Here is a 20604-nt window from a genome sequence, read left to right on the forward strand (position 1 = left end):
GCACAACGGCACGATCACACAACGGCACGATGGCAGGGAGACTCACATGAGCGGACTCGAACCCACTGCCGAGCAATTCGCGGCGCTGGCCGCGCGCCCGGCGGATGCACCGGTGTTCATGGTCAACCTGTTGAAGTTCCAGCCCGAGGGCGGCCTGGAGCGTTACCTGCAATACGGCGAAGGAGTCGTTCCGCATCTAGAACGCGTGGGCGCAGCCCTGCGCTACGCCGGGGGAGCACCGTCGATGGTGATCGGCGATGGTGAAAAGCCTTGGTGGGACGCAATTCTCATTGTCGAATACCCGTCGCCCCAGGCCTTCATCGACATGGTGACGGATCCGGAGTACATCAAGGTGCACGAGCACCGCGCCGCCGCCCTGGAGCGGGGCGACCTGATCGCGACATCGACGTGGTCGGTGGTGGCGGACTGACTCAGGTCAAGTCGAGCTGATTGGCTCGGGGATGTCCCTGACGTGCCACGGCCCGTCGCCGAGCAACGCCAATTCCTGATGGTGATGCTGTTCGATGGTGCTGCGGTGGCTCACACTCACCACGATGCAGTCCGGCAACTCGCTCCGTAAAAGGTTGTACAGCAAGAACTCCAGAGCTTCGTCCACCGCGGAAGTGGCCTCGTCAAGGAAGACGGCCTTTGGTTTGATCGCCAGTAGCCGGGCGAACGCAACGCGTTGCTGCTCTCCGGGCGAGAGGACCTTGGCCCAGTCCTGCTCCTCGTCGAGTCGGGTGGTCAGGTTGGGCAGTGCCGCCTTGATCAGGGCCTGCTGCAATGTGGTGTCGTCGATCTCGCCGGACAGGGCCGGGTACGACACCACGGCACGCAGGTTGCCGAGCGGGACGTAGGGCAACTGGGACAGGAACATGACCTCGTTGCGACCGTCCGGGCGGTGCAACGTGCCCGAGGCATACGGCCACAATTGCGCCAGGGTGCGCAACAGCGTGGTCTTTCCACTGCCCGACCTCCCGGTGACGACCAGCGCGTCGCCGGGCCTCAGCCGCAAATCGAGCGGCTCGATCAGTCGCGTCCCGGATGGGGTACGGACCTCGACATCGGCAAGCTCGACCGAGCCATCGGAGCTCGCCACCGTGGACAACTCCGGAAGAATCCGTGCCTCGGCGTTGGCCTGGACCAGCCCATTGAGGCGCAGTATCGCAGCCCGGTAGCTGGCGAAGCGGTCGTACGCGTTACGGAAGAACGACAGTGAATCCTCGATATGACTGAAAGCGCTGGCCGACTGCGTTACCCCGCCGAATTTGATGCTGCCGGCGAACAGTCGCGGCGCCTGCACGATAAAGGGCAGCGGGGTGATCGCCTGACTCACCGTGAGGTTCCAGCCGATGAAGCCAATCGTGCGTCGCACGTAGTTTCGGTAGTTGGTGATCGTCGTATCGAACCGGTTCATCAACTGTGCGCGTTCGGCGCGCTCGCCGCGATAGAAGCCGACCGCCTCCGCGGCATCGCGCAGCCGCACCAGCGCATATCTGAATGCGGCGTTGAACTGTTCGTTGCGGAAACTGAGGTGGACCAGTGGGCGGCCTATCCAGAACGCGACCACCGTCGCAATCAGAACATGCACGAATACCACCCAGAACAACGCTCTCGGGATCGTGACCCCGAAGATGTGCAGCGTGCCGGAAAGCCGCCACAGAATCACGCTGAAAGACACGACCGAGACAACCGAATGAACCGCGCCGAAAAGCAAATTGCTCGATGTGCCGCCATTTGGGTGGTTGGCTGAACCGCCCATCCCCGCGGTGAAAATGTCGATGTCGTGCTGGATGCGTTGGTCGGGGTTGTCGATCGTGTCATCGATGAAACGAGCGCGGTAGTACGCGCGGCGATCGAGCCAGTCCATTGTCAGGCGATCGGTGAGCCACACCCGCCAGCGGATGAGGAACCGCTGCGTCAAATACAAATCCGCCATCGCCCGCAACACGTGCAGGGTCGCGATCACGCAGAACGTGCGGATGGCTACCCAAAAGCCGTGGATGCCGGAGTCGCGTACGGCGTCGTTGCCGGCGCCGGCACCCTGAAATGCGGTCTGCAGAGACGAGTACAGGTCGTTGCTGTAGTAGCTGAGCAAGATGTTGATCCGCACCGCGAGCATTACCGACAGCAGCAGCACGGCAAACAGGCCCCACACCGGTAGGCTCTGCCGCCCGGTGAAGTAACCGCTTGTGATGCGCCAGAACTCGCCGCCCCATCTGGTGAACCGGACCGCCGCGAGCCCGAGGACAAGCAAACAGATCGCGCTGATCGTCCAGGCCTCGAGAATCCAGCGCGACGAGGAAACCAGTTCGTGGTTCCAGTCGATCGATGGTGTGAATTTCTCCATCGCGGGCCCGTCTCTTTCGTGGCTTGTCGGTCAATCCGGTATGGGAAGTGATGCTGTGGCCCATCCGGTCAAGGGCAGTCTGCAGTATTTGCCGGGGACGGGGGTTGACATCACGAAAATCACGGTCTTGCCCTCGGTATGCCTGTTGGCGATCTGAGGAGGGCCGATCTCATTGCCGCACAAGCCTTCTTAGAAGTTGCTAGCGGGTTGGTTCCCGGTGGGAGTCTAATTGGGTGATGGAACTGATGAGCCCCACCGACTCGGTCTTTCTGCTGGGTGAATCCCGTGAGCATCCCATGCACGTCGGTGGGCTGTCGTTGTACGAGCCACCCGAGGGCGCCGGCCTGGAGTTCGTGCGGGAGTTCTACGACAGCTTGGTCGTCCAGCAGGATTTTCAGCCCACCTTTCTCAAGCGTCCGGCAACCTTCTTGGGCGGGATTGCCAACCTCGGCTGGTCCTATGACAAGGACCTCGACATCGACTATCACGTCCGGCGTTCCGGGTTGCCCTCGCCGGGACGGGTCCGCGATCTGCTGGAGTTGACGTCGCTGTTACACAGCAGCCTGCTCGATCGGCACCGCCCGCTGTGGGAGGCGTACGTGATAGAGGGACTCAAGGACGGCCGCTTCGCGATCTACACCAAGATGCACCACTCGCTGATCGACGGCGTTTCGGCGCTCAAGCTGATGCAACGCGCACTGTCGAACGACCCCGACGACACCGAGATTCGGGCACCCTGGAGCCTGCGTAAACCGAAGCGCAAGTCTGCTCCGTCGTCACGGCTGAGTTCGCTGATGCACACGGCGGGATCCCTTGCGGCACTTGCGCCGTCGACGGTGTCGCTGGCGCGCGCGGCGCTGTTCGAACAGCAACTCACGTTGCCGTTCGGAGCCCCGCGCACGATGCTCAACGTCAAGATCGGCGGTGCCCGGCGCTGCGCCGCGCAGTCGTGGTCGGTGGACCGCATCAAGAACGTCAAGAACGCGGCGGGGGCGACCCTCAACGATGTCGTCCTGGCAATGTGTTCGGGTGCCTTGCGTTACTACCTGCTGGAGCAGGACGCCCTGCCGGAGGCGCCGCTGTTGGCGATGGTCCCGGTCAGCCTGCGCCGGGAGGACGAGGCCGACGCCGGCGGAAACCTGGTCGGAGCCATCCTGTGCAACCTGGCCACCGACATCGAGGATCCCGCCAAGCGGCTGGAAACCGTCAGCGAGTCGATGTACAAGAACAAGACGGTGTTCTCCCAGTTGCCGCGAGTTCAGGCGTTGGCGCTGTCCGCGGTCAATATGAGTGCGCTGGCGATGGCCACGGTTCCGGGATGGGTGACGTCGACGGCGCCGCCCTTCAACATCATCATCTCGAACGTTCCGGGACCCCGTGAGCAGATGTACTACGGCGGTGCCCGCCTGGACGGCAGCTATCCGCTGTCCGCGATTCTCGACGGCCAGGCGCTGAACATCACCCTGGTCAGCAATGCCGACAAGCTCGATGTCGGTCTGGTCGGGTGCCGGCGCAGTGTTCCACACCTGCAGCGCCTGCTCACGCATCTCGAGTCGTCGCTGAAAGATCTGGAACGCGCCGTCGGGGTCTGAGTTCGGTGCCCAAACTCAGTGCCGGTGTGCTGTTGTACCGCATCCGCGACGATGTCGTCGAAGCCTTGCTCGCGCATCCGGGCGGCCCGTTTTGGGCCCGCAAGGACGACGGCGTGTGGTCGATTCCGAAAGGCGAGTACACCGACGGGGAGGACCCGTGGGCCGCGGCGCAGCGCGAGTTTTCCGAGGAGCTGGGCCTGCCGGTCCCGGCCGGACCGCGCCTGGACCTCGGTGCGCTGAAACAACCGAGCGGCAAGGTGGTTACCGCGTTCGCCGTCCGGGGTGACCTCGACGTCGGTAACGCGCGCAGCAACACCTTCGAATTGGAATGGCCGAAGGGCTCGGGCAACGTGCGCGAGTTCCCCGAAGTCGATCGGGTCGGGTGGTTCTCAGTGGCACAGGCACGCGCCAAATTACTTAAGGGACAACGGCCTTACCTCGATCTGTTGATGAAGCACCCGGAGCTGGCGGCCTTCACCGAAGGGTGCTAGCGCGCTGCCGGCGCCTGCGGACCGCGAAGATGGCGACCGGCACGGCCACCGCGATCACCACGAAGAGGAATCCGACGAACACGATCAGCTCGATCGGGATGACGGCGTTGCGGTCGACATAAATCACCTGCCGGTATGCGTCATCGTTGGCCGCGTTGCCGAAGGCGAAATCCGAGGAGATCTGTGCCGGCTTGGGGATATTCACCTGAAACTTGGTCAGATAGCCGCCGTGATTTACCGACAATTCGCGCAGCAGCGGGTCCCGTACCTCGGCGGAGACGTTGCCCGCGAACTGGACTTGGACGGACTGGCCAGCCGCAGCGTCGGCGTCGGTGCGCTGCTGTCGATGATCGGACAGCGTGAAGATCGTGACTTGCTGTGGGCTCGCGGCCGCGACCGAAAGCCGCATCGGATAGACCAGTTGCGTCGACGGGAAGGTCATCCGCACCGGGTTGAGCCCGCCCACGATGGGGTCGGAGCTGGTCAGCCGGATCGCGACGAACGACCACCCGTCACGCACATAGGGGCCCAGCGCGTCCGACACCGCCGGGCGGATGGCATAACCGTTGTCGTCCAACCACTTTTGCAATCCGCTCAGGTCACCGCCGGCCAGTGTGGTGGCCTCCAGCGGACCGAGGTGGACCTGGTTGACCACCGTGGGGCCCCGGGGAGCCGCGGCCTCGAGGGGCGCGGGCGCGCCGGAACCCGGCTGTCCCAGCACCCAGTGCCGGCGCTGCTGGACCCGGGGGGCGGTGAGCGTGTCCAACTCGGCGAAGGTCGCCTTGTCGCCCTCCGTGACGGTCGCCGGCGTCGGGGTGGGCACCACCAGCGCCACGTTGTTCGTGTCGGCATTGAGGGCGAGCTGCATGACGATGGTTTCGCTCGATCCATTCCAATGCAGCAGCGCCACTTCGTGGTTCATGGCGGCCTGGCCGCCGACGGGAGGGACGATCGCACCGCACGCGCATGCGTGGCCGGGCGCAGCCATGGCCACATTGGCCAGGGTAGCCAGAACGACAGCGACCAGACCCAACCCGCATGTGCGGGGCATCTTCATGGCGCAATGTTAGTTGCTGAAGGGTGCGCGGTCACCCATATCTCCGGGCGACTTAGGTTGCGATATGCACAATGGGTCCATGACGACTGCGTCGATTCAGCCGCCCGCCGAGCCCGCCGACCCAGCCGAATCGCAAAAGTTGCTGTTCGGATTCCTCGACCCGGCCAATCGGGCCGATCCCTATCGGCTGTGCGCAGAGATTCGCGACGGTGGACCGATCCTGCTGCCCGAGGCGCATCTCGCCGTCTTCTCGTCCTACCGGGACTGCGACGACGCCCTGCGGCACCCGGCGTCGAGCAGCGACCGGATGAAATCGGCGCGCGCTCAGGAGCAGGTTGAGGCACAGATCCGGGAACTCATCGAATCCGGTGCGCCGCCACCCGCGCAACCCCCGCCGGGATTTCTGTTCCTCGATCCCCCCGATCACACTCGGCTGCGCAAGCTGGTCAGCAAGGCGTTCGCGCCGAAAATGGTGAATGCGCTGCGGCCCGGCATCAGCGTCCTGGTGGGCGTATTGCTCGACGCGATCGCCGAGAAGGGCCGCTTTGACGTCATCGACGATTTCGCCTATCCGCTACCGGTGGCGGTCATCTGCCGGCTGCTCGGTGTGCCGCTGGAAGACGAGCCGCAATTCAGCCATGCCTCGGGATTGCTTGCGCAAGCACTGGATCCATTCGTCACGTTCACCGGCTCGGCCTCGGACGGTCTGCAGGAGCGCCTCGACGCCGGGACGTGGTTGCGGGAGTATCTGCACGGTTTGATCGACCGGCGTCGCTGCGACCCCGGCGAGGATTTGATGTCGGGACTGATCGCGGTGGAGGAGTCCGGTGATCAGCTGACCGAAGAGGAGATCGTCTCGACCTGCCTGTTGTTGCTGGTTGCCGGCCACGAGACCACGGTCAACCTGATCGGCAACGCGATCCTGGCGATGCTGCGCGAGCCGTCGCAGTGGGCGGCGTTGCGCGCGGACGCGACCCGGGTCTCGGCGGTCATCGAGGAGACGCTCCGGTACGACCCGCCGGTGCAGATGGTGGGCCGAATTGCTCTCGAAGACATGAAGATTGGCCAAATCGAGGTGCCCGAGGGCGACGTGATGATGTTGTTGCTGGCCGCGGCGCACCGGGACCCGGCCGAATTCGATCGGCCCGACACGTTCGACCCCGATCGGGGAACCTTGCGGCACTTGGGTTTTGGGCGCGGCCTGCATTATTGCCTGGGCGCGCCGCTGGCGCGGATGGAAGCCAGCATTGCCCTGTCGGAAGCCGCGGCGCGTTTTCCGGACGCGCGACTGGACAGCGAACCGTTGTACAAGCCGAACGTCACGCTGCGCGGACTATCGGAGCTGACCGTCGCGGTCTAGCTCCGTCCCATAAACGAAGTTTTCAGCTGCTCGGCAAGCCCATCCTGGGGGCGTACTGCGGGCAGAAGTTTGTGACTGAAGCCGTGATGAACAGCGCGGACTGATTCCGGTCCAGACCGGAGTGCTGATTGAGGTATTGGTAGGCCGCCTCTTGGTAATCGAGCATGGCGCACACCTCCTTGGCATCCTCGATCAGGGCGCCATCCGGTGCGCCTACCCCGATCCCGGCAGCCCGCACTTGGTTGAGGAAGTCGGCCGTGGTTGCATGGGCGAGCGGCGTCGCGCCCCCGAAAAGCGCGATGGTCGCCATGATTCCTATGGCCATGGGCTTCTTCACGGCCGCCGCAGCGTTCATTCGTTGCCTTCCTATGCGTTTTCTATGCGTTTTGCACACTAAGGATCCGCTTCCGGCGCCCGTCTCGCAACGGAACTTTCTACTAACGCGCACGGAACGCGACCTCGTTTCGCGGGATCAACCAGCCGCTGCGCTTTTAGCCGAGACCGGGCACGATTTCGCTCAGGCTGAAAGTGACTGGCTGTTCGAGTTGTTCGTAGGTGCATGAGCGCGGATCGCGATCGGTACGCCACCGGCTGAACTGGGCCGTGTGGCGGAACCGTCGACCTTCCATGTGGTCGTAGCGGACCTCGACCACCCGCTCGGGTCGCAGCGGGACGAACGAGAGGTCCTTGCCGGCGTTCCACCGGGACGTTTCGTTCTTGCGCGGTGTGCGTTCGCCGGCTTCGTGGGCGGCCCAGTTCCACGGATGGTCGTCGAAAGTGGTTACCAGTGACTGCAATTCGGTAAATAGCCGCCGCCGCTCGGCCATCGGAAATGCGCCGATCACGCCGACCGATGCCAGCTGGCCATCGTCGGAATAGAGCCCGAGCAGTAGCGACCCGATCGCGTCGCCGCCCGACTTGTGCACTCGATACCCGGCGACCACGCAGTCGGCCGTCCGCTCGTGCTTGATCTTGAACATGACGCGCTTGTCCGGCTGGTAGGTGACGGTCAGTGGCTTCGCGATGACGCCGTCGAGACCGGCTCCCTCGAACTCGTCGAACCAGCGCTGCGCCGTCTGGCTATCGGTGGTGGCCGGCGTGACATGAAACGACGGCCCGGATTCGGACAGCGCGTCGAGGAGGGCGGCACGCCGCTCACGGAACGGACGCGGGGTGAAGTCCTCGTCGCCGAGGGCCAGCAGATCGAATGCGATGAATGACGCCGGGGTGTGCTCTGCGAGCATCCGCACCCGCGAATCGGCCGGATGAATGCGCTGTTGCAGTGCCTCGAAGTCCAAACCGTGGTCGGTGGCGATCACGATCTCGCCGTCGATCACGCAGCGCTGCGGCAGCTCGGCCTGGGCCGCGGCAATCAGCTCGGGGAAATAGCGGGTCATCGGCCGCTCGTTGCGGCTACCCAGTTCGACCTGACCGCCGTCCCGGAAGCAGATGGACCGGAAGCCATCCCATTTGGGCTCATAGGAGGCGTCCGGGGGGATCGCTTTGACCGACTTGGCCAGCATCGGCGAAACCGGCGGCATAACGGGCAAGTCCATGGGTTCATTCTGACCCGCGGCGTGCTGGAATCGAGACATGGCTGCGGCATCTGAAGAGCTCGACGTCGACGGCGTCGCGGTGCGACTCTCCAACCCGGACAAGGTGTACTTCCCGAAGCTCGGGTCGAATGGCACCAAGCGGCGGCTCGTCGAGTACTACCTCGCCGTGGCGGGCGGCCCGATGCTGGACGCCCTGCGCAACCGGCCCACCCACCTGCAGCGTTTTCCGGACGGCATCGACGGCGAGGAGATCTACCAGAAGCGGATACCGCAGCACCATCCCGATTATCTGGAGACCTGCCGGGTCACGTTCCCGTCGGGACGGACCGCCGACGCGCTGATGGTGACGCATCCGGCGGCGATCGTATGGGCGGCGCAGATGGGCACCGTCACGCTGCATCCGTGGCAGGTGCGCTGCCCCGACACCGAGCACCCCGACGAGCTGCGCATCGACCTTGATCCCCAGCCCGGCGTCGGTTTCGAGCAGGCGCGTTCGGTCGCGGTGGACGTGCTGCGGCCGTTGCTCGACGAGCTCGGCCTCGTCGGCTATCCCAAGACGTCCGGGGGGCGCGGGATCCACGTGTTTCTCCGGATCGCCACCGACTGGGACTTCATCGCGGTGCGCCGGGCGGGCATCGCGCTGGCGCGTGAGGTCGAACGCCGCGCGCCGGACGCGGTGACCACGTCGTGGTGGAAGGAGGAACGCGGCGAGCGCATTTTCATCGACTTCAACCAAAACGCCCGGGACCGCACCATGGCCTCGCCCTACTCGGTGCGACGGACGCCGATCGCGACCGTGTCGATGCCGTTGACCTGGGACGAGTTAGCCGGCGCCGAGCCGGACGATTACACGATGGCGACCGTGCCGGACCTGGTGCAAGGCCGCGACGACCCGTGGGCCGGCATGGACGAAAAGGCCCAATCGCTGACTCCATTGCTGGAGATGGTCGAGGCGGACGAAGAGCGCGGCCTGGGCGATATGCCCTACCCGCCGAATTACCCCAAAATGCCCGGCGAGCCGAAACGCGTGCAGCCGAGTCGGGATACCGATCTGACCAGGAAAAACAAGTCGAATTGAATGAACGCGTTCGTCGGGCGCACACCAGGACCGTGATTTATTTCTGTAATTGCCGACGACGTATGTGGCCTATTCTGGCAGTCTGATATCAAATTATCGCAGCATTGCGACGGGGAGTTAGTGCGGTCGAACCGGGGGGCGGCCAGGAAGGAATGAAGTAGTCATGTCCGGTCTGAAGAGCAAGCTCCTCATCGCGGCGATCCTCACCGCCACCGCCGCCGCGACCGCGGGGTGTACCGTGCCGCTCACGATCGACTGTTCACCCGGCGTCTGCGTCGGCGGCTAATCCTTATCGGCCAGGATCCCGTCGACCGAATCAAACTGAATTGACGCTGTCACAGCAATTCTCGCGCTGACTGACTACGACTGCGCCGGCTGCGGCACAAATCCCGACTGATTCGTCAACGTTCCGGGTGCGTTGTCGCGTGACCGCAATATCCAGGCGGCGACGAACGCGATCAGCGCACCTGCCGCGCCGGCTGTCGGTGCCGGCCCTGCCGGTCCGCACAGCACCATGTACCCGAAGGCGGAGCCGATCACCAGCAAAGCCGAGTGCAGCAGCGTCCAGCGCAATATCGAGCGCAGCCGGAAGGACAACGCGACACCCAGCAGCAGCGCCACCACGTGCCCAATCGCGGTGAAGTCCGCGCTCAACGCTGCGGCGATGGCGTTGCCAAACCACCAACCGATCCAGATCGGCCGCCATCGCGACGGTATCGACGCCGTGAGCGCCCCCAGAACACACACCGCGCCGTAGCTCATCCCCACGTCGGTGGCGCGCGCCAGGGACATCGGGAGCCACCCTGCCTTGAGTGCAGCGGTCAGCCAGACGGCGACGACCAACGTGGCACCTATATGGCCGAGTGCGAATGCGACGACCAAACCCCTGCTGCGCCAGATCAGTTCGCCTAGAGCCAGCAAGCACACCAGGCCCGGTAGCCAAAGCAGCACGTGGCCGCCGTCGCTGAGGAACGCGCTGCCGACCAGCGTGACGATGTGGCCGTGGGCCAGGTTGTGCAAGTTGGTGCTCATCTCTCGCACCGCGACATCGTGGGTATGCGGCCCGAGCGCCGCCATTAGGAAAGACACCCCGAGCAGCATGGCGGCGTAGACGATGGTGGCGGGGAACCACGCCGCTACGGACAGCACCCGCGAGCTCACCGTTGTGCGGCGGTTCTCACTGCGAAGCATTGCGGTTGCACCTTCGTGGGCGGTCCGGGTGGCGACCGGCGGCCAATGGTCGCCGTGCGGGTCAACAGCCATGTCGGCCATGCCTATTCCCCCCTCGCCCTGTTGATAACCATTGTGACGGAACTGGGGCGGTGAGTCTGGTGAGACCAATCACAGTCACGGGCCAGCAGGTCAGCGACGGTTTCTCGGCGCACCAGCGCGCGAGTGCGGCCGCCGGCGACGGCGATCAGTGGCGGACGACCCACCAGGTTGCAGGCCGATCCCATCGAATAGTGGTAAGCGCCAGTGCAAGCCAACGCCAGCAGATCGCCGGGCTGGACGTCGGTGGGCAGCTCGACGTCGCGTGCGATCTCTTCCCCGGCTTCGCATTGCCGGCCCACAATCGTGACGGGTGCGGTTTCGGTTGGTATGTGCCGGTTGGCCAGCGCCGCTGTGTATTTCACGCCGCGGAGCCCCTCATGCGGGTTGTCGACCATTCCGCCGTCCACGACGACGAAGGTGCGCCCGTCGGGCTGATGTTTGACGGCGATCACCCGGTACAGCGTTATTCCCGCGCGCGCGGCGATCGCTCGGCCCGGCTCGATCACGATCTGCGGGGGCGGATAGCCGTAGTCGGCGCAAGAGGATTGAAGTGTGGACTCGATGACTTGAGCGAGCGTGTCCGGGCTGAGCTCGGGATCGCCGCTCACATAGGGGACCGCGTGCCCGCCGCCCAGGTCGAGCTGGTTCAGCACGACTCCATGGCGGTCGCGCACCTCGGCCATCAGGGCCACCAATTGCCGGATCGCCGCGCCGTACCGCTGCGGGTCGGCAATCCGCGACCCAAGGTGGCAATGCAGACCGACCAGGTTCAGCCAGGGCTGATCCAAGAGGCGCCGGACGGCGCCGGCCGCCCGGCCGTCCGCCAGGGTAAAGCCGACGCCGGCCCCGCCCGGGCTTTGGCCTTCGATGTCGGGAATCACCCGGATCAGCACGTTCTGGTGGCGCCGCACCTGCGCGGCCAGCAGCGCGATCGCGTTCGGGGAATCGATGACGATGCGGCCCACCCCGGCGTCGACCGCGTCGTGCAACTCGCCGGCGGTCCGGGCATAGCCGTGCAGGACGATCTGCGACGGCGGTACCCCGGCGGCCAACGCGGTGGCCAGTTCGCCCGCCGAGCAGACGTTCAGGCCGGCACCTTCGGCGGCTGCCCACTCGGCCACCGCGGTGCTCAGTAGCGCCTTGCCGGCGTAGACCAGCTCGACCCCGGGAAGTGCGGCACGATAACGCCGGATCCGGGCCCGAAAATCCAGCTCATCCACTACATAGGCAGGCGTGCCGTACTCGGCGGCGATCTCGGTGGCGGGCACCCCGGCTACGCACAGCCGACCCAGATCGTCGACGGAGGCGCTCGACGGCCAGATGGCGCGATCGAGCTGCGAGCCCAATCCGTGCTGCGACGGAAGCAGCTCGAACAGCGTCATGCTTCCAAATTGAGGTCTGCGGCGCCGTCGTGCCACGTTCTTAACGGATTTTTCACAACCGTGCGGTCAATCTTCACGGATTTTCGGGCCGGGGGCGCCCGGCACTCTTAGCTTTTGAAGTAATTCGCCGGGATGAATGGGACGTCGTCGGGCGCCGCTTTACGGCCGGCCAACAGTGTCCGCGCGGCCTCACCAATCGGAATGCGCAGTGGCAGCTCCGGCTTTTCGGCCGCATCGGCCACCTCGGCGGCCACCTCTTCAGGGGTGATCATCCCGGCTCGCGGCCCGCCGCCTTTCAGGATGGCGGCATAAGGATCGTCGGGCAGCGTGTAGGTGGTCACGTTGTCGAGGGCGCCGGAGCTGACGGCGCCGGGTTCGAGCAGCGCCGCCTGAACGCCGAATGGTGCCACCTCGATGGCCAGGGCCTCGACGAGCGCCTCCAGGGCCCATTTGGTCGCCGCATAGGCCGCACCCGGCGGGAGCACGACCCGCCCGACGACGCTGGACAGGAACATCAGCTTCCCGTTGCCGCGGGCCCGCATCTGCGGCAGCACCGCCTGAGCCACCCGGATGGCGCCAATGGTGTTGAGGTTCAACAGGCGCTCTAGTTCGGGTAACGGGATGGCTTCGACTGCGGCGTAAAAGATATTCCCGGCGTTGGCGATCACGATGTCGATGTCGCCGGCGGCCGCGACGGCAGCCGTGACGCTGGCGTCGTCGGTGGCATCGAGGGCCAGCCGTTCGCTGACGTCGAGGTCGTCCAATGTGCGCGGATCGCGTGCGGTGGCTAGCACGCGATGCCCGCGACGCGCGAACTCGGTGGCGATGGCGCGGCCGATGCCGCGGCTGGCCCCGGTGATCAGGACAGCAGACATAGCGTTGTGCTCCTTAGAATTTCGACGGGAATTACACCCGAGTGGTCGCGGGCGCAAAGTGCTGCAGATTGCGGCGGACGAAGTCAACGAGGCGGGTGGGAGGGCGGTCGAGTATCGCGGCCAGCGCATCAGGGTCCGGCGGGATCATGGGCTCGGTTCGCTGCGCCAGGGCGCCGCCAATCGCCGAGATATGTTGTGCCATAGCCGCATTGATGGGGGAGGCGGGCTCCGCCTCGGCAGCGGACTCCAATTCGCTGCGCCAGGCGGCCGCGGAGATGGGCTCGAAGCGAACGGCACGACCGATCTCGGCCGAGATGATGCGCGCCACCTCGGCGTGATTGATCACCTCGGCCGGAGGCGGACAACTGACCCGGGCAGACTCCGGCGCCGGCGCCAATAGGTGCGCGACAGCGATCTCCGCCGCGTCGTCACCGCCGATCCACGGCGCCGGGCCTTCGCCGAAGCTGTTGGTAATCAAGTCATTCTCGCGAATCGTGGCACCATGCAGCAATAAGACGTTCTCGTGGAAAAGGCCGCCGAACCGCAGCACGGTCGGATTCAGGCCCGCCCGCGTGAGGACTTCCTCGGCGACCGCCTGGCCCTGACCCAGCCTGCTGGGACTGTCGACCGAGGACACGGCCATCGACATCACCACCAGGTGTGGCTGCGGGTGGGCGTCAACCAGAACCGACGCGAGATTCGCTGCCGCCGAACTAACTCCTGCCGCAACGGGATAGGTGAAGTACACGGCGCTGACATCCTGCGCCGCCGCAACCAGCGACGCCCGGTCGTGCAGGTCGCCGACCACGGTCGTGGCCCCGCGGCGCCGCAGTTCTGCGGCTCGTTCGTCGTCGCTGTGGACCAGTGCGCGTACCGGGCGCCCACGGCTCAGCAGGCGTTCTGCGACGATCCGTCCGGTGCCGCCGTGCCGGCCGGTCGCCCCGATGACCAGGACGGGGCCGCTCATCGGCGCAACTCGAAAATCAGCAGGGTGGTGCTCGCGGTCGCGACCACGCTTCCCGACGCGTCGGTGACCTCGCCTTCGGCGAAGCCGATCCGCGACCCCGCTTTGACGACGGAGCCCACCGCGGTCAGCGGCCCGCTGTCCAGCGTCACCGCTTTGAGGTAGTTGACCTTGATCTCGACCGAGGTGTACCCGACTCCTTGCGGCAACGTGGTGTGCAGCGCACACGCGGCAACGGTGTCGAGCAGCGTGCACAGTGCGCCGCCGTGCACCAGTCCCAGCGGGTTGTACATCGACGCGTCCGGTGTGCAGGAGAAGGTGATGGCGCCGTTTTCCACCGCGACGACGCGCATCTGCACCAGCTCGCCGATCGGCGGCGGAGGCAGGCGCCCATCGGCGACCGCCTGCCAGTAGGAAAGCCCACTCATCGACGCGACCGTGGCCTGCGTCGTCATGGGGTCGCGCCAGGTGATCGTTCGCGACTGCTCGGCGCCCCACGGCGGCGAACTTGCGACGTCAGTGCGGGAAGCCTCTTGTGAAGCCGTCATGCCGTCCTCTCGGAAACTGATCGGTTTACTTGATAGGGCGAAACTAGTAGGAATTTCGGATTTTGTAAACCGATCGGTGTATCTTTGAGGAATGGCCGAAGTGACGACGCGTCCGGCCGGCGGACGCGGAGCGCGTGAGCGCATCGAGCGTGCGGCAGCCCAGCTCTTCTATCGCCAGGGAATCCACGCGACCGGTGTCGAGCGCATCGCGCAACAGGCCAACGTTTCCAAGCGCACCCTCTACCAACACTTCCCCAGCAAGAACGACCTGGTGGACGACTATCTGCGCGGCATGGACGCGCGCGGCGGCTCGCCCAATGAGCAGCGCCTGGACGACCCAACCCTGCCCGCGCGGGAGCGGCTGTTGGGGATCTTCGAGATCTCGCGCCGAGAGGTGATGCGGGGCTGCCCCTTCCACAATGCGGCCGTGGAATCCGCCGGAACGCTGCGCAGCGCCGACGCGATCGTGCGGACGCACAAACAGGAATTCACCCGGCGTCTGGTTGCCGTCGCACAGGAAGCCGGTGCCGGCGATCCCCACCTGCTGGGCCAGCAGTTGGCGGTGTTGTTCGAAGGTGCGACCGCGATGGCGACGTCACTCAACGACACCGCGCCCGTCGTGCACGCGCGGGCGGCCGCGGCCACGCTGATCGATGCCTCGCTGAACTCTTGACGACCTCGTCCCGGGGCTGTTAGACATGGCCTGCGTCACTAATTTGGGCGATCGCTCAAAAAGGACTCGGTGGAGGTTGCCATGGGCCGGATGGACGGCAAAGTCGCATTCGTGACCGGTGCCGCGCGCGGGCAGGGCAGAAGCCATGCCGTTCGGCTCGCCCAAGAGGGTGCCGACATCATTGCCGTCGACATCTGCCGAGACTTCGAGAATTCCCCCGCTGATGGTGCGACGTCGGAAGACCTGGATGTGACCGCGGGAATGGTCAAAGACGCCGGCGGTCGCGTCGTGACCGCCGAGGTCGACGTGCGTGATTTCGACGCGTTGAAGGCCGCCGTGGACAGCGGCGTCGAACAGCTCGGGCGCCTTGACGTCATCGTCGCGAACGCGGGCATCGGCACCACCGCGGGCAAGCTGCACAAGACCAAAGAAGCGCTGTGGCAAGAGATGATCGACGTCAACCTCAGCGGGGTGTGGAAGTCGGTGAAAGCCGGGGTTCCGCATGTATTGGCCGGGGACCGCGGCGGCGCGATCATCCTGACGTCGTCGGTCGCCGGCAACAAGGCCTATCCGCATGTGGGCCACTACGTGGCTGCCAAGCACGGTGTCATCGGCCTGATGCGGGCGTTCGCCGTCGAATTGGGGCAGCAGATGATCAGGGTCAACGCCGTCCTGCCGACGCACGTTGGATCGCCGCTGCTGTTGAACGACGCCACCTACCGGGCCTTTCGGCCCGAGTTGGAAAACCCTGGGCCCGAAGACCTCAAGCCGGTGTGCCAGAGCTTTCACTATCTGCCGATCCCTTGGGTGGAACCCGAAGACATCAGTAACGCCGTGTTGTTCTTGGCCTCCGACGAAGCGCGCTACATCACCGGGGTTGCGCTGCCGGTGGACGCCGGCAGCTGTCTGAAGTAAGGGAATGCATCGATGACTGTCACCAACGACACCGAGGTCTACTACGACCCCTATGACGTCGGCATCAACTCCGACCCCTATCCGACGTACGCGCGGCTGCGCGAAGAGGCCCCGCTGTATTACAACGAGCAGTACGACTTCTGGGCGATATCAAGACATTCCGACGTCGAGCGCGGGCTGGCCAACTGGGAGACCTTCTCGAACCGCCGCAGCGACATCCTCGAGCTGGTCCAGTCGAAATTCGAGATGCCCCGTGGCGTCATGATGTTCCAGGATCCGCCCGAACACACGATGCTGCGCGGGCTGATGTCGCGGGTGTTCACGCCGCGCCGGATGGCCGAAATCGAAGACCAGATCCGGCGGTACTGCGTGCGCTGCCTGGATCCACACGTCGGCTCGTCGGGGTTCGACATCATTGCCGAACTCGCATCGATGATGCCAATGCGGGTGATCGGCATGCTGTTGGGAATCCCTGAGTCCGAGCAGATCTCGGTGCGCGACGCCAACGACGCCAACCTGCGCACCAAGCCGGGAGCGCCGCTCAAGGTTTCCAGTGCCGATTCCATCGCCGACGGCCGCATCTATGCCGACTATGTCGAATGGCGATCGAAGAACCCGTCCGATGACCTGATGACCACGCTGCTCAACGTCGAGTTCGACGACGAGGAGGGTGTGCACCGCAAGCTGACCCGTAAAGAGGTTTTGCACTACACCCAGGTGGTCGCCGGTGCCGGCAACGAGACCACCGGGCGGCTGATCGGCTGGCTGGCCAAGGTGCTTGCCGAACACCCCGACCAGCGCCGGGAAATCCACCAGGACCGCTCACTGCTCAACCGCACCGTCGACGAGACGCTGCGGTTCGAGCCCACGGGACCGCATGTAGCACGTTGGATGGCAAAGGATTTCGAGTGCTACGGCAAGACCATTCCGGCCGGCAGTGCGATGCTGTTGTTGTTCGGCGCCGCCAACCGCGACCCGCGGCGATACACCGATCCGGACACCTTCGACATCCGTCGCGACAACATATCGCACATCACCTTCGGAAAGGGCGTGCACTACTGCCTCGGAGCAAACCTGGCCAGGCTGGAGGGACGCGTCGCGCTGGACGAGATCCTCAACCGCTGGCCGGAGTGGGATATCGACTATGACACAGCACAACTCAGCCCGACTTCGACCGTGCGCGGCTGGGAGCGACTGCGGGTCGTGCTGCCCTAAGCGGTCGAGTGTGCGCTGCGCGCACCCTAAGGGCCAGCGATCAGCCCAGCGCGCCGCGGTCTCGGCGAACTTTGGGCTCCGGCATCTCGAACCGGTCCAGGAGTCGGTTGACCAGAGCGATCGCCGCGTCGTGGCCCCCGGAGGAACCCAACCCCTCTTCCAGGATCAGGGTGCGGCCTATCGAGGCGATGAAGACCGCGATCGCCGCGGGCGGGAACTCGTCGGTGTCGATGTCATGTTCGCGGATGATGAAGTTCAGCGCGGTGATCTGCTGCTCGCGCCACCGGTCCGACCACGCGGCGATCTCCGCTCGGATCTCCTTGCGGTGGTTGGCAAGTCCCATGAACTCGAGCAGCAACCGGGTGTCCTTGGGCGCGATCAGGGTGTCCCAGAAGGCGTGCAGCGGGCGGTCGGACGACAGTGCCGTCTGCTGACGCTCCAGGTAGACGGCAGCGCCGCTGCGGAAGACAGCCAGATACAGCTCGTCCATCGTGGGGAAGTAGTAATGCACCAACGCCGGCTTGACACCGGCTTTGGCGGCGACGCGGCGTGACGTCGCCGCGGCGTAACCCTCCTCGACCATGATCTGGCTCGTCGCGGCCACCAGCATGTCCCGCGTTGTGGAATCGCGGGCCTTCGGGCGCTCGGATGCGGTCACAGTGTGGTCATATCACACGGCAGGTTCGGCGACCATGTCGAAGAACGCGGCACCGGAGTCGGGGATGCGGTTCTGCTTGAACACGTTGACCGCGTAGGAGACCAGGATCATCGAATACAGCAGGTGCAGCAGCCGTTCGGCATCCTCGGGTAACTCGTTGATGTCGAGGCCATTCAGGTAGGCGATCGCTTCCTCGGCTCTCGGGGCGATGGCGTCGTAGAACGTGACGAGTTCGTCGTAGGGCTTCGACAGCCGCGCCTCGTAGCGTTGTGCACGAGTGGGCAATGCCCAGTCGGCGACAAACGGTTCGAGATCGGCGAACCCTTCGGGCAGATTGCTCATGACGACTCACCGGACCGGTAGGCGTCAACCGTGTCGCGGATGACGGTGTGGAACTGACGGATCAGCAGCTCCTGGTCGCTGAGGTGAAAGGTGTTCTGCGCCCGCGTCTTCAGCGCGGAATGCGTCGCCTCGATGGTGTTCACGTCCTGCATCGCGAACTCAATCGTGCTGTCCACCACCAATTCCTGTGCCAGGCGTTCTGTCGCGTTTGCCGGGGGCACGAAGTACATGTCGATCTCGTAGATGTGCGTATCGACGGTCTCGGGCCAGTACGTGTAGGTGATGTAGTAATTGCGCGCCCAGAGCTGGATCGAAATGTTCGGGAAGACCCAGAACTGGTCATTGCCCCACGAGGCGATGTCGCCGCGGTTGAGGAAGTCGGCCGAGGCCTCGTCGATACCGATATCCGGAACGTCGTCGGGCCCGAAAAGCCCGGCGCGGAACAGCTTGTAGACCCAACGCTGGTCTTGGCGGGCCGGTCCCGCGGTGCCCGGGTCGCGCGGCGGCAGCGGTGGCGGTCCGGGGACGGAGGTGAGCATGTGCGGCCGGAACAGGTCGTAGTGGTAGGAGTCGACGGGCGGCACCATCTTCTCGGCCTTGGAGACGTCGGGATCGATGAAGCGACCGTGCACGTATGGCGGGTGGTACCACTCGCAGACCGAGTCGACGGCCAGCTTCCAGTTGCCTTTGATCTGGGTGGAGAAGCCGTAATGCTGCGTCATCTTGTCGAACGGGTAGGCCTCGATGCCCAGCAGTCCGTCACCCAGGAAGCTGCGCAACGGCACCGGATCCTCGGCGAGGTTGACGAAGATGAAGCCCGCCCAGACCTCGCAGTGCACCGGCGGCATCCGCAATGCGTTCTTGTCCAGATCGAAAAACTCGCCCTCGTTGGTGATGTGGTTGACCTTGCCGTCCAGCCCGTACCGCCAGCCGTGGTACTTGCAGGAGAACGCGCGGCAGGTGCCGGACGACTCCTCGCCCGGGTGTTCTTGCCAGACAACCTTGTTGCCACGATGGGCGCACACGTTGTGGAACGCGTGCACCGTGTCGCCCCGGTCGCGGGCGATCACGATCGAGGCGAGTCGTCCGGGCAGGTCGCGGGTGAAGTAGGATCCCGTGCGCGGCAACCGCTCAATACGCCCTACGCACAACCAGTTTCGCTCGAAGACCGCCTTGCGCTCGTCGGCGAAGAACCCCTCGGAGATCGAGTCTTCATAGTTGACCGGACCGGTACCCAGTTCCGGGTAGTCGGTGGTGAACTTGCCCCGCCCGGTCGACAGTCGTTGCTGGATGCTGGTCACGAGGGGACTCCTTCGCTGTGCTGACCGCCGTTCGATGTCGTCGACCAGGGCTCTTGGTCCCATGGTCTGTCCAGCGGTGCCATCTCGCCGCCGAACGGGAAGAACACGCGCTGGGCATAGGTCTCGCGGCCGAGGCCGTGGCCGAGCTCGTTGACGAACGCGCGCTTGAGCGGGTTGGTGAAGAGCTGGCGCGTGTACCGCAGCGTCAGCGGTGGCCGCTTGATCAGTTCGCGGGCATGCTCCCAGGCCCGGTCGAGCAGTTGATCTTTGGGCAGCACCTCGTTGACCACGCCCCAGTCCTTGGCTTCTTGGGCGCTGAGCTTCTGGCCGGTGAGCAGGAAGTAGCGCGCGCGGTTGTGTCCGGCCAGCACGCTCCAGATCACGTGCTGTCCGTCGCCGGGTACCTGGCCGCGCGGAAAGTGCGACGCGTCCTGGAAATAGGCGTCCTCGGAGGCCAGCACGATGTCACCCATGATCGGCACTTCGGAGTGCATGTTGCATGGGCCGTTGACCGCGCTGATCATCGGTACGTCGACGTCGAGCACATTGAAGATGAGATGGCGTGCGTACCAGGCCTTTTCGTCGAGCTTGTGTGTCCCGCGGTCGTTGGGCATGGCCTGGTAGATGGGGTGTTCGGGTGGTTCGCCGTTGGGTAGGCGACCCCAGTTGGCGTTGTAGTTCTCGCCGGTGCCGGTGTGGATGAGCACCTTGATCTCGCGATCGCCCGCGATGTCGGCGAACGCGTCCGACATCTCGTCGTGTGCCTTCCAGCTCCACACCAGGCTGTCACCGTCGGTGTGGCACTGCATGAACAGGATTCCGTCGTCGGTGAGTTCGAACCGGTAGTTGGCATAGCTGTTCTGGTACTCGGCAAATCGCGTCCGCTTGGCCATCGAGTCGTCTCATCTCCGCGGTGGTGAAAGTGGCGTCTACCTCATTTGAGCGATCGCCCAAATAAGGTAGCTGCCATGTTTG

At 64.9% G+C, this 20604-nt stretch carries 22 protein-coding genes; 9 read left to right on the plus strand and 13 right to left on the minus strand.

The window, feature by feature from the left end; genetic code table 11:
- Positions 1-46 precede the first annotated feature (46 nt).
- On the plus strand, positions 47-430 hold the full coding sequence (locus LMQ14_RS01380; protein WP_267733087.1) for a DUF1330 domain-containing protein: 384 nt from the start codon (positions 47-49) through the stop codon (positions 428-430).
- A 6-nt stretch (positions 431-436) separates the two neighbouring features.
- Here the strand turns inward: LMQ14_RS01380 and LMQ14_RS01385 are convergent, their stop codons facing one another.
- Positions 437-2350 (minus strand): ABC transporter ATP-binding protein/permease, encoded by a 1914-nt coding sequence (locus tag LMQ14_RS01385; protein WP_267733088.1) that lies wholly within the window; start codon positions 2348-2350, stop codon positions 437-439.
- A gap of 236 nt (positions 2351-2586) precedes the next feature.
- Between LMQ14_RS01385 and LMQ14_RS01390 the strand changes: the two genes are divergently transcribed.
- Both LMQ14_RS01390 and LMQ14_RS01395 read left to right on the plus strand, forming a co-directional pair.
- A complete protein-coding gene (locus LMQ14_RS01390; protein ID WP_267735732.1) occupies positions 2587-3942 on the plus strand; it encodes a WS/DGAT/MGAT family O-acyltransferase in 1356 nt (451 codons plus the stop codon).
- Between the two features lie 5 nt (positions 3943-3947).
- Entirely contained in the window at positions 3948-4433 is a 486-nt protein-coding gene (locus LMQ14_RS01395) for an NUDIX domain-containing protein (RefSeq protein WP_267733089.1), read from the plus strand.
- Here LMQ14_RS01395 and LMQ14_RS01400 read toward each other — a convergent pair.
- A complete protein-coding gene (locus tag LMQ14_RS01400; protein WP_267733090.1) occupies positions 4417-5490 on the minus strand; it encodes a DUF2330 domain-containing protein in 1074 nt (357 codons plus the stop codon). The two genes, LMQ14_RS01395 and LMQ14_RS01400, sit on opposite strands and share 17 nt — an antisense overlap.
- Before the next feature lie 79 nt (positions 5491-5569).
- On the opposite strand from LMQ14_RS01400, the gene LMQ14_RS01405 reads away from it, so the two are divergent.
- Positions 5570-6850, plus strand: a complete 1281-nt coding sequence (locus LMQ14_RS01405) for a cytochrome P450 (RefSeq protein ID WP_267733091.1) — start codon at positions 5570-5572, stop codon at positions 6848-6850.
- Between the two features lie 22 nt (positions 6851-6872).
- Here LMQ14_RS01405 and LMQ14_RS01410 read toward each other — a convergent pair whose 3' ends face one another.
- Together LMQ14_RS01410 and LMQ14_RS01415 are read right to left on the minus strand one after the other, a co-directional pair.
- Positions 6873-7205 carry a DUF732 domain-containing protein gene (locus LMQ14_RS01410; protein WP_267733092.1) on the minus strand — a complete coding sequence of 111 codons (333 nt, stop codon included), beginning with the start codon at positions 7203-7205 and terminating at the stop codon, positions 6873-6875.
- A 136-nt stretch (positions 7206-7341) separates the two neighbouring features.
- Positions 7342-8406, minus strand: a complete 1065-nt coding sequence (locus LMQ14_RS01415; RefSeq protein ID WP_267733093.1) for an ATP-dependent DNA ligase — start codon at positions 8404-8406, stop codon at positions 7342-7344.
- Between the two features lie 37 nt (positions 8407-8443).
- On the opposite strand from LMQ14_RS01415, the gene ligD reads away from it, so the two are divergent.
- A complete protein-coding gene (gene ligD, locus LMQ14_RS01420) occupies positions 8444-9484 on the plus strand; it encodes a non-homologous end-joining DNA ligase (protein ID WP_267733094.1) in 1041 nt (346 codons plus the stop codon).
- Positions 9485-9647: 163 nt separating this feature from the next.
- On the plus strand, positions 9648-9770 hold the full coding sequence (locus LMQ14_RS01425; RefSeq protein WP_267733095.1) for a hypothetical protein: 123 nt from the start codon (positions 9648-9650) through the stop codon (positions 9768-9770).
- Positions 9771-9844: 74 nt separating this feature from the next.
- Here LMQ14_RS01425 and LMQ14_RS01430 read toward each other — a convergent pair whose 3' ends face one another.
- The 5 genes from LMQ14_RS01430 to LMQ14_RS01450 all read right to left on the minus strand — a co-directional run bounded on the left by LMQ14_RS01430 (position 9845) and on the right by LMQ14_RS01450 (position 14525).
- The gene (locus tag LMQ14_RS01430) at positions 9845-10756 is read right to left on the minus strand and encodes a rhomboid-like protein (protein WP_267733096.1); all 912 of its coding nucleotides are present in this window, start codon (positions 10754-10756) and stop codon (positions 9845-9847) included.
- A 2-nt stretch (positions 10757-10758) separates the two neighbouring features.
- A complete protein-coding gene (gene lysA / locus LMQ14_RS01435; protein ID WP_267733097.1) occupies positions 10759-12138 on the minus strand; it encodes a diaminopimelate decarboxylase in 1380 nt (459 codons plus the stop codon).
- A 107-nt stretch (positions 12139-12245) separates the two neighbouring features.
- The gene (locus LMQ14_RS01440; RefSeq protein WP_267733098.1) at positions 12246-13013 is read right to left on the minus strand and encodes an SDR family NAD(P)-dependent oxidoreductase; all 768 of its coding nucleotides are present in this window, start codon (positions 13011-13013) and stop codon (positions 12246-12248) included.
- 31 nt (positions 13014-13044) lie between these two features.
- Complete coding sequence (locus LMQ14_RS01445) at positions 13045-13980, minus strand: NmrA family NAD(P)-binding protein (RefSeq protein WP_267733099.1); 936 nt, start codon at positions 13978-13980, stop codon at positions 13045-13047.
- On the minus strand, positions 13977-14525 hold the full coding sequence (locus LMQ14_RS01450; RefSeq protein WP_267733100.1) for a PaaI family thioesterase: 549 nt from the start codon (positions 14523-14525) through the stop codon (positions 13977-13979). The genes LMQ14_RS01445 and LMQ14_RS01450 overlap by 4 nt, the downstream gene beginning before the upstream one ends.
- Before the next feature lie 91 nt (positions 14526-14616).
- Between LMQ14_RS01450 and LMQ14_RS01455 the strand changes: the two genes are divergently transcribed.
- From LMQ14_RS01455 to LMQ14_RS01465, 3 genes are all read left to right on the plus strand, one after another.
- The gene (locus tag LMQ14_RS01455) at positions 14617-15198 is read left to right on the plus strand and encodes a TetR/AcrR family transcriptional regulator (RefSeq protein WP_267733101.1); all 582 of its coding nucleotides are present in this window, start codon (positions 14617-14619) and stop codon (positions 15196-15198) included.
- Between the two features lie 81 nt (positions 15199-15279).
- The gene (locus LMQ14_RS01460) at positions 15280-16113 is read left to right on the plus strand and encodes a mycofactocin-coupled SDR family oxidoreductase (RefSeq protein WP_267735733.1); all 834 of its coding nucleotides are present in this window, start codon (positions 15280-15282) and stop codon (positions 16111-16113) included.
- Positions 16114-16125: 12 nt separating this feature from the next.
- The gene (locus LMQ14_RS01465) at positions 16126-17328 is read left to right on the plus strand and encodes a cytochrome P450 (protein WP_267733102.1); all 1203 of its coding nucleotides are present in this window, start codon (positions 16126-16128) and stop codon (positions 17326-17328) included.
- A 40-nt stretch (positions 17329-17368) separates the two neighbouring features.
- On the opposite strand, the gene LMQ14_RS01470 is transcribed toward LMQ14_RS01465, so the two are convergent.
- The 4 genes from LMQ14_RS01470 to LMQ14_RS01485 are packed head-to-tail and all read right to left on the minus strand — an operon-like array spanning position 17369 to position 20522.
- A complete protein-coding gene (locus LMQ14_RS01470; RefSeq protein ID WP_267735734.1) occupies positions 17369-17938 on the minus strand; it encodes a TetR/AcrR family transcriptional regulator in 570 nt (189 codons plus the stop codon).
- 60 nt (positions 17939-17998) lie between these two features.
- On the minus strand, positions 17999-18328 hold the full coding sequence (locus tag LMQ14_RS01475) for a hypothetical protein (RefSeq protein WP_267733103.1): 330 nt from the start codon (positions 18326-18328) through the stop codon (positions 17999-18001).
- A complete protein-coding gene (locus LMQ14_RS01480; RefSeq protein ID WP_267733104.1) occupies positions 18325-19629 on the minus strand; it encodes an aromatic ring-hydroxylating oxygenase subunit alpha in 1305 nt (434 codons plus the stop codon). Before LMQ14_RS01480 ends, LMQ14_RS01475 begins: the two co-directional genes overlap by 4 nt.
- Positions 19626-20522, minus strand: coding sequence for an enoyl-CoA hydratase/isomerase family protein (locus LMQ14_RS01485; protein WP_267733105.1), 897 nt, complete (start codon positions 20520-20522; stop codon positions 19626-19628). The genes LMQ14_RS01480 and LMQ14_RS01485 overlap by 4 nt, the downstream gene beginning before the upstream one ends.
- Between the last annotated feature and the right edge of the window lie 82 nt (positions 20523-20604).

Source organism: Mycobacterium sp. Aquia_213, from assembly GCF_026625985.1.
Lineage (GTDB): Bacteria > Actinomycetota > Actinomycetes > Mycobacteriales > Mycobacteriaceae > Mycobacterium.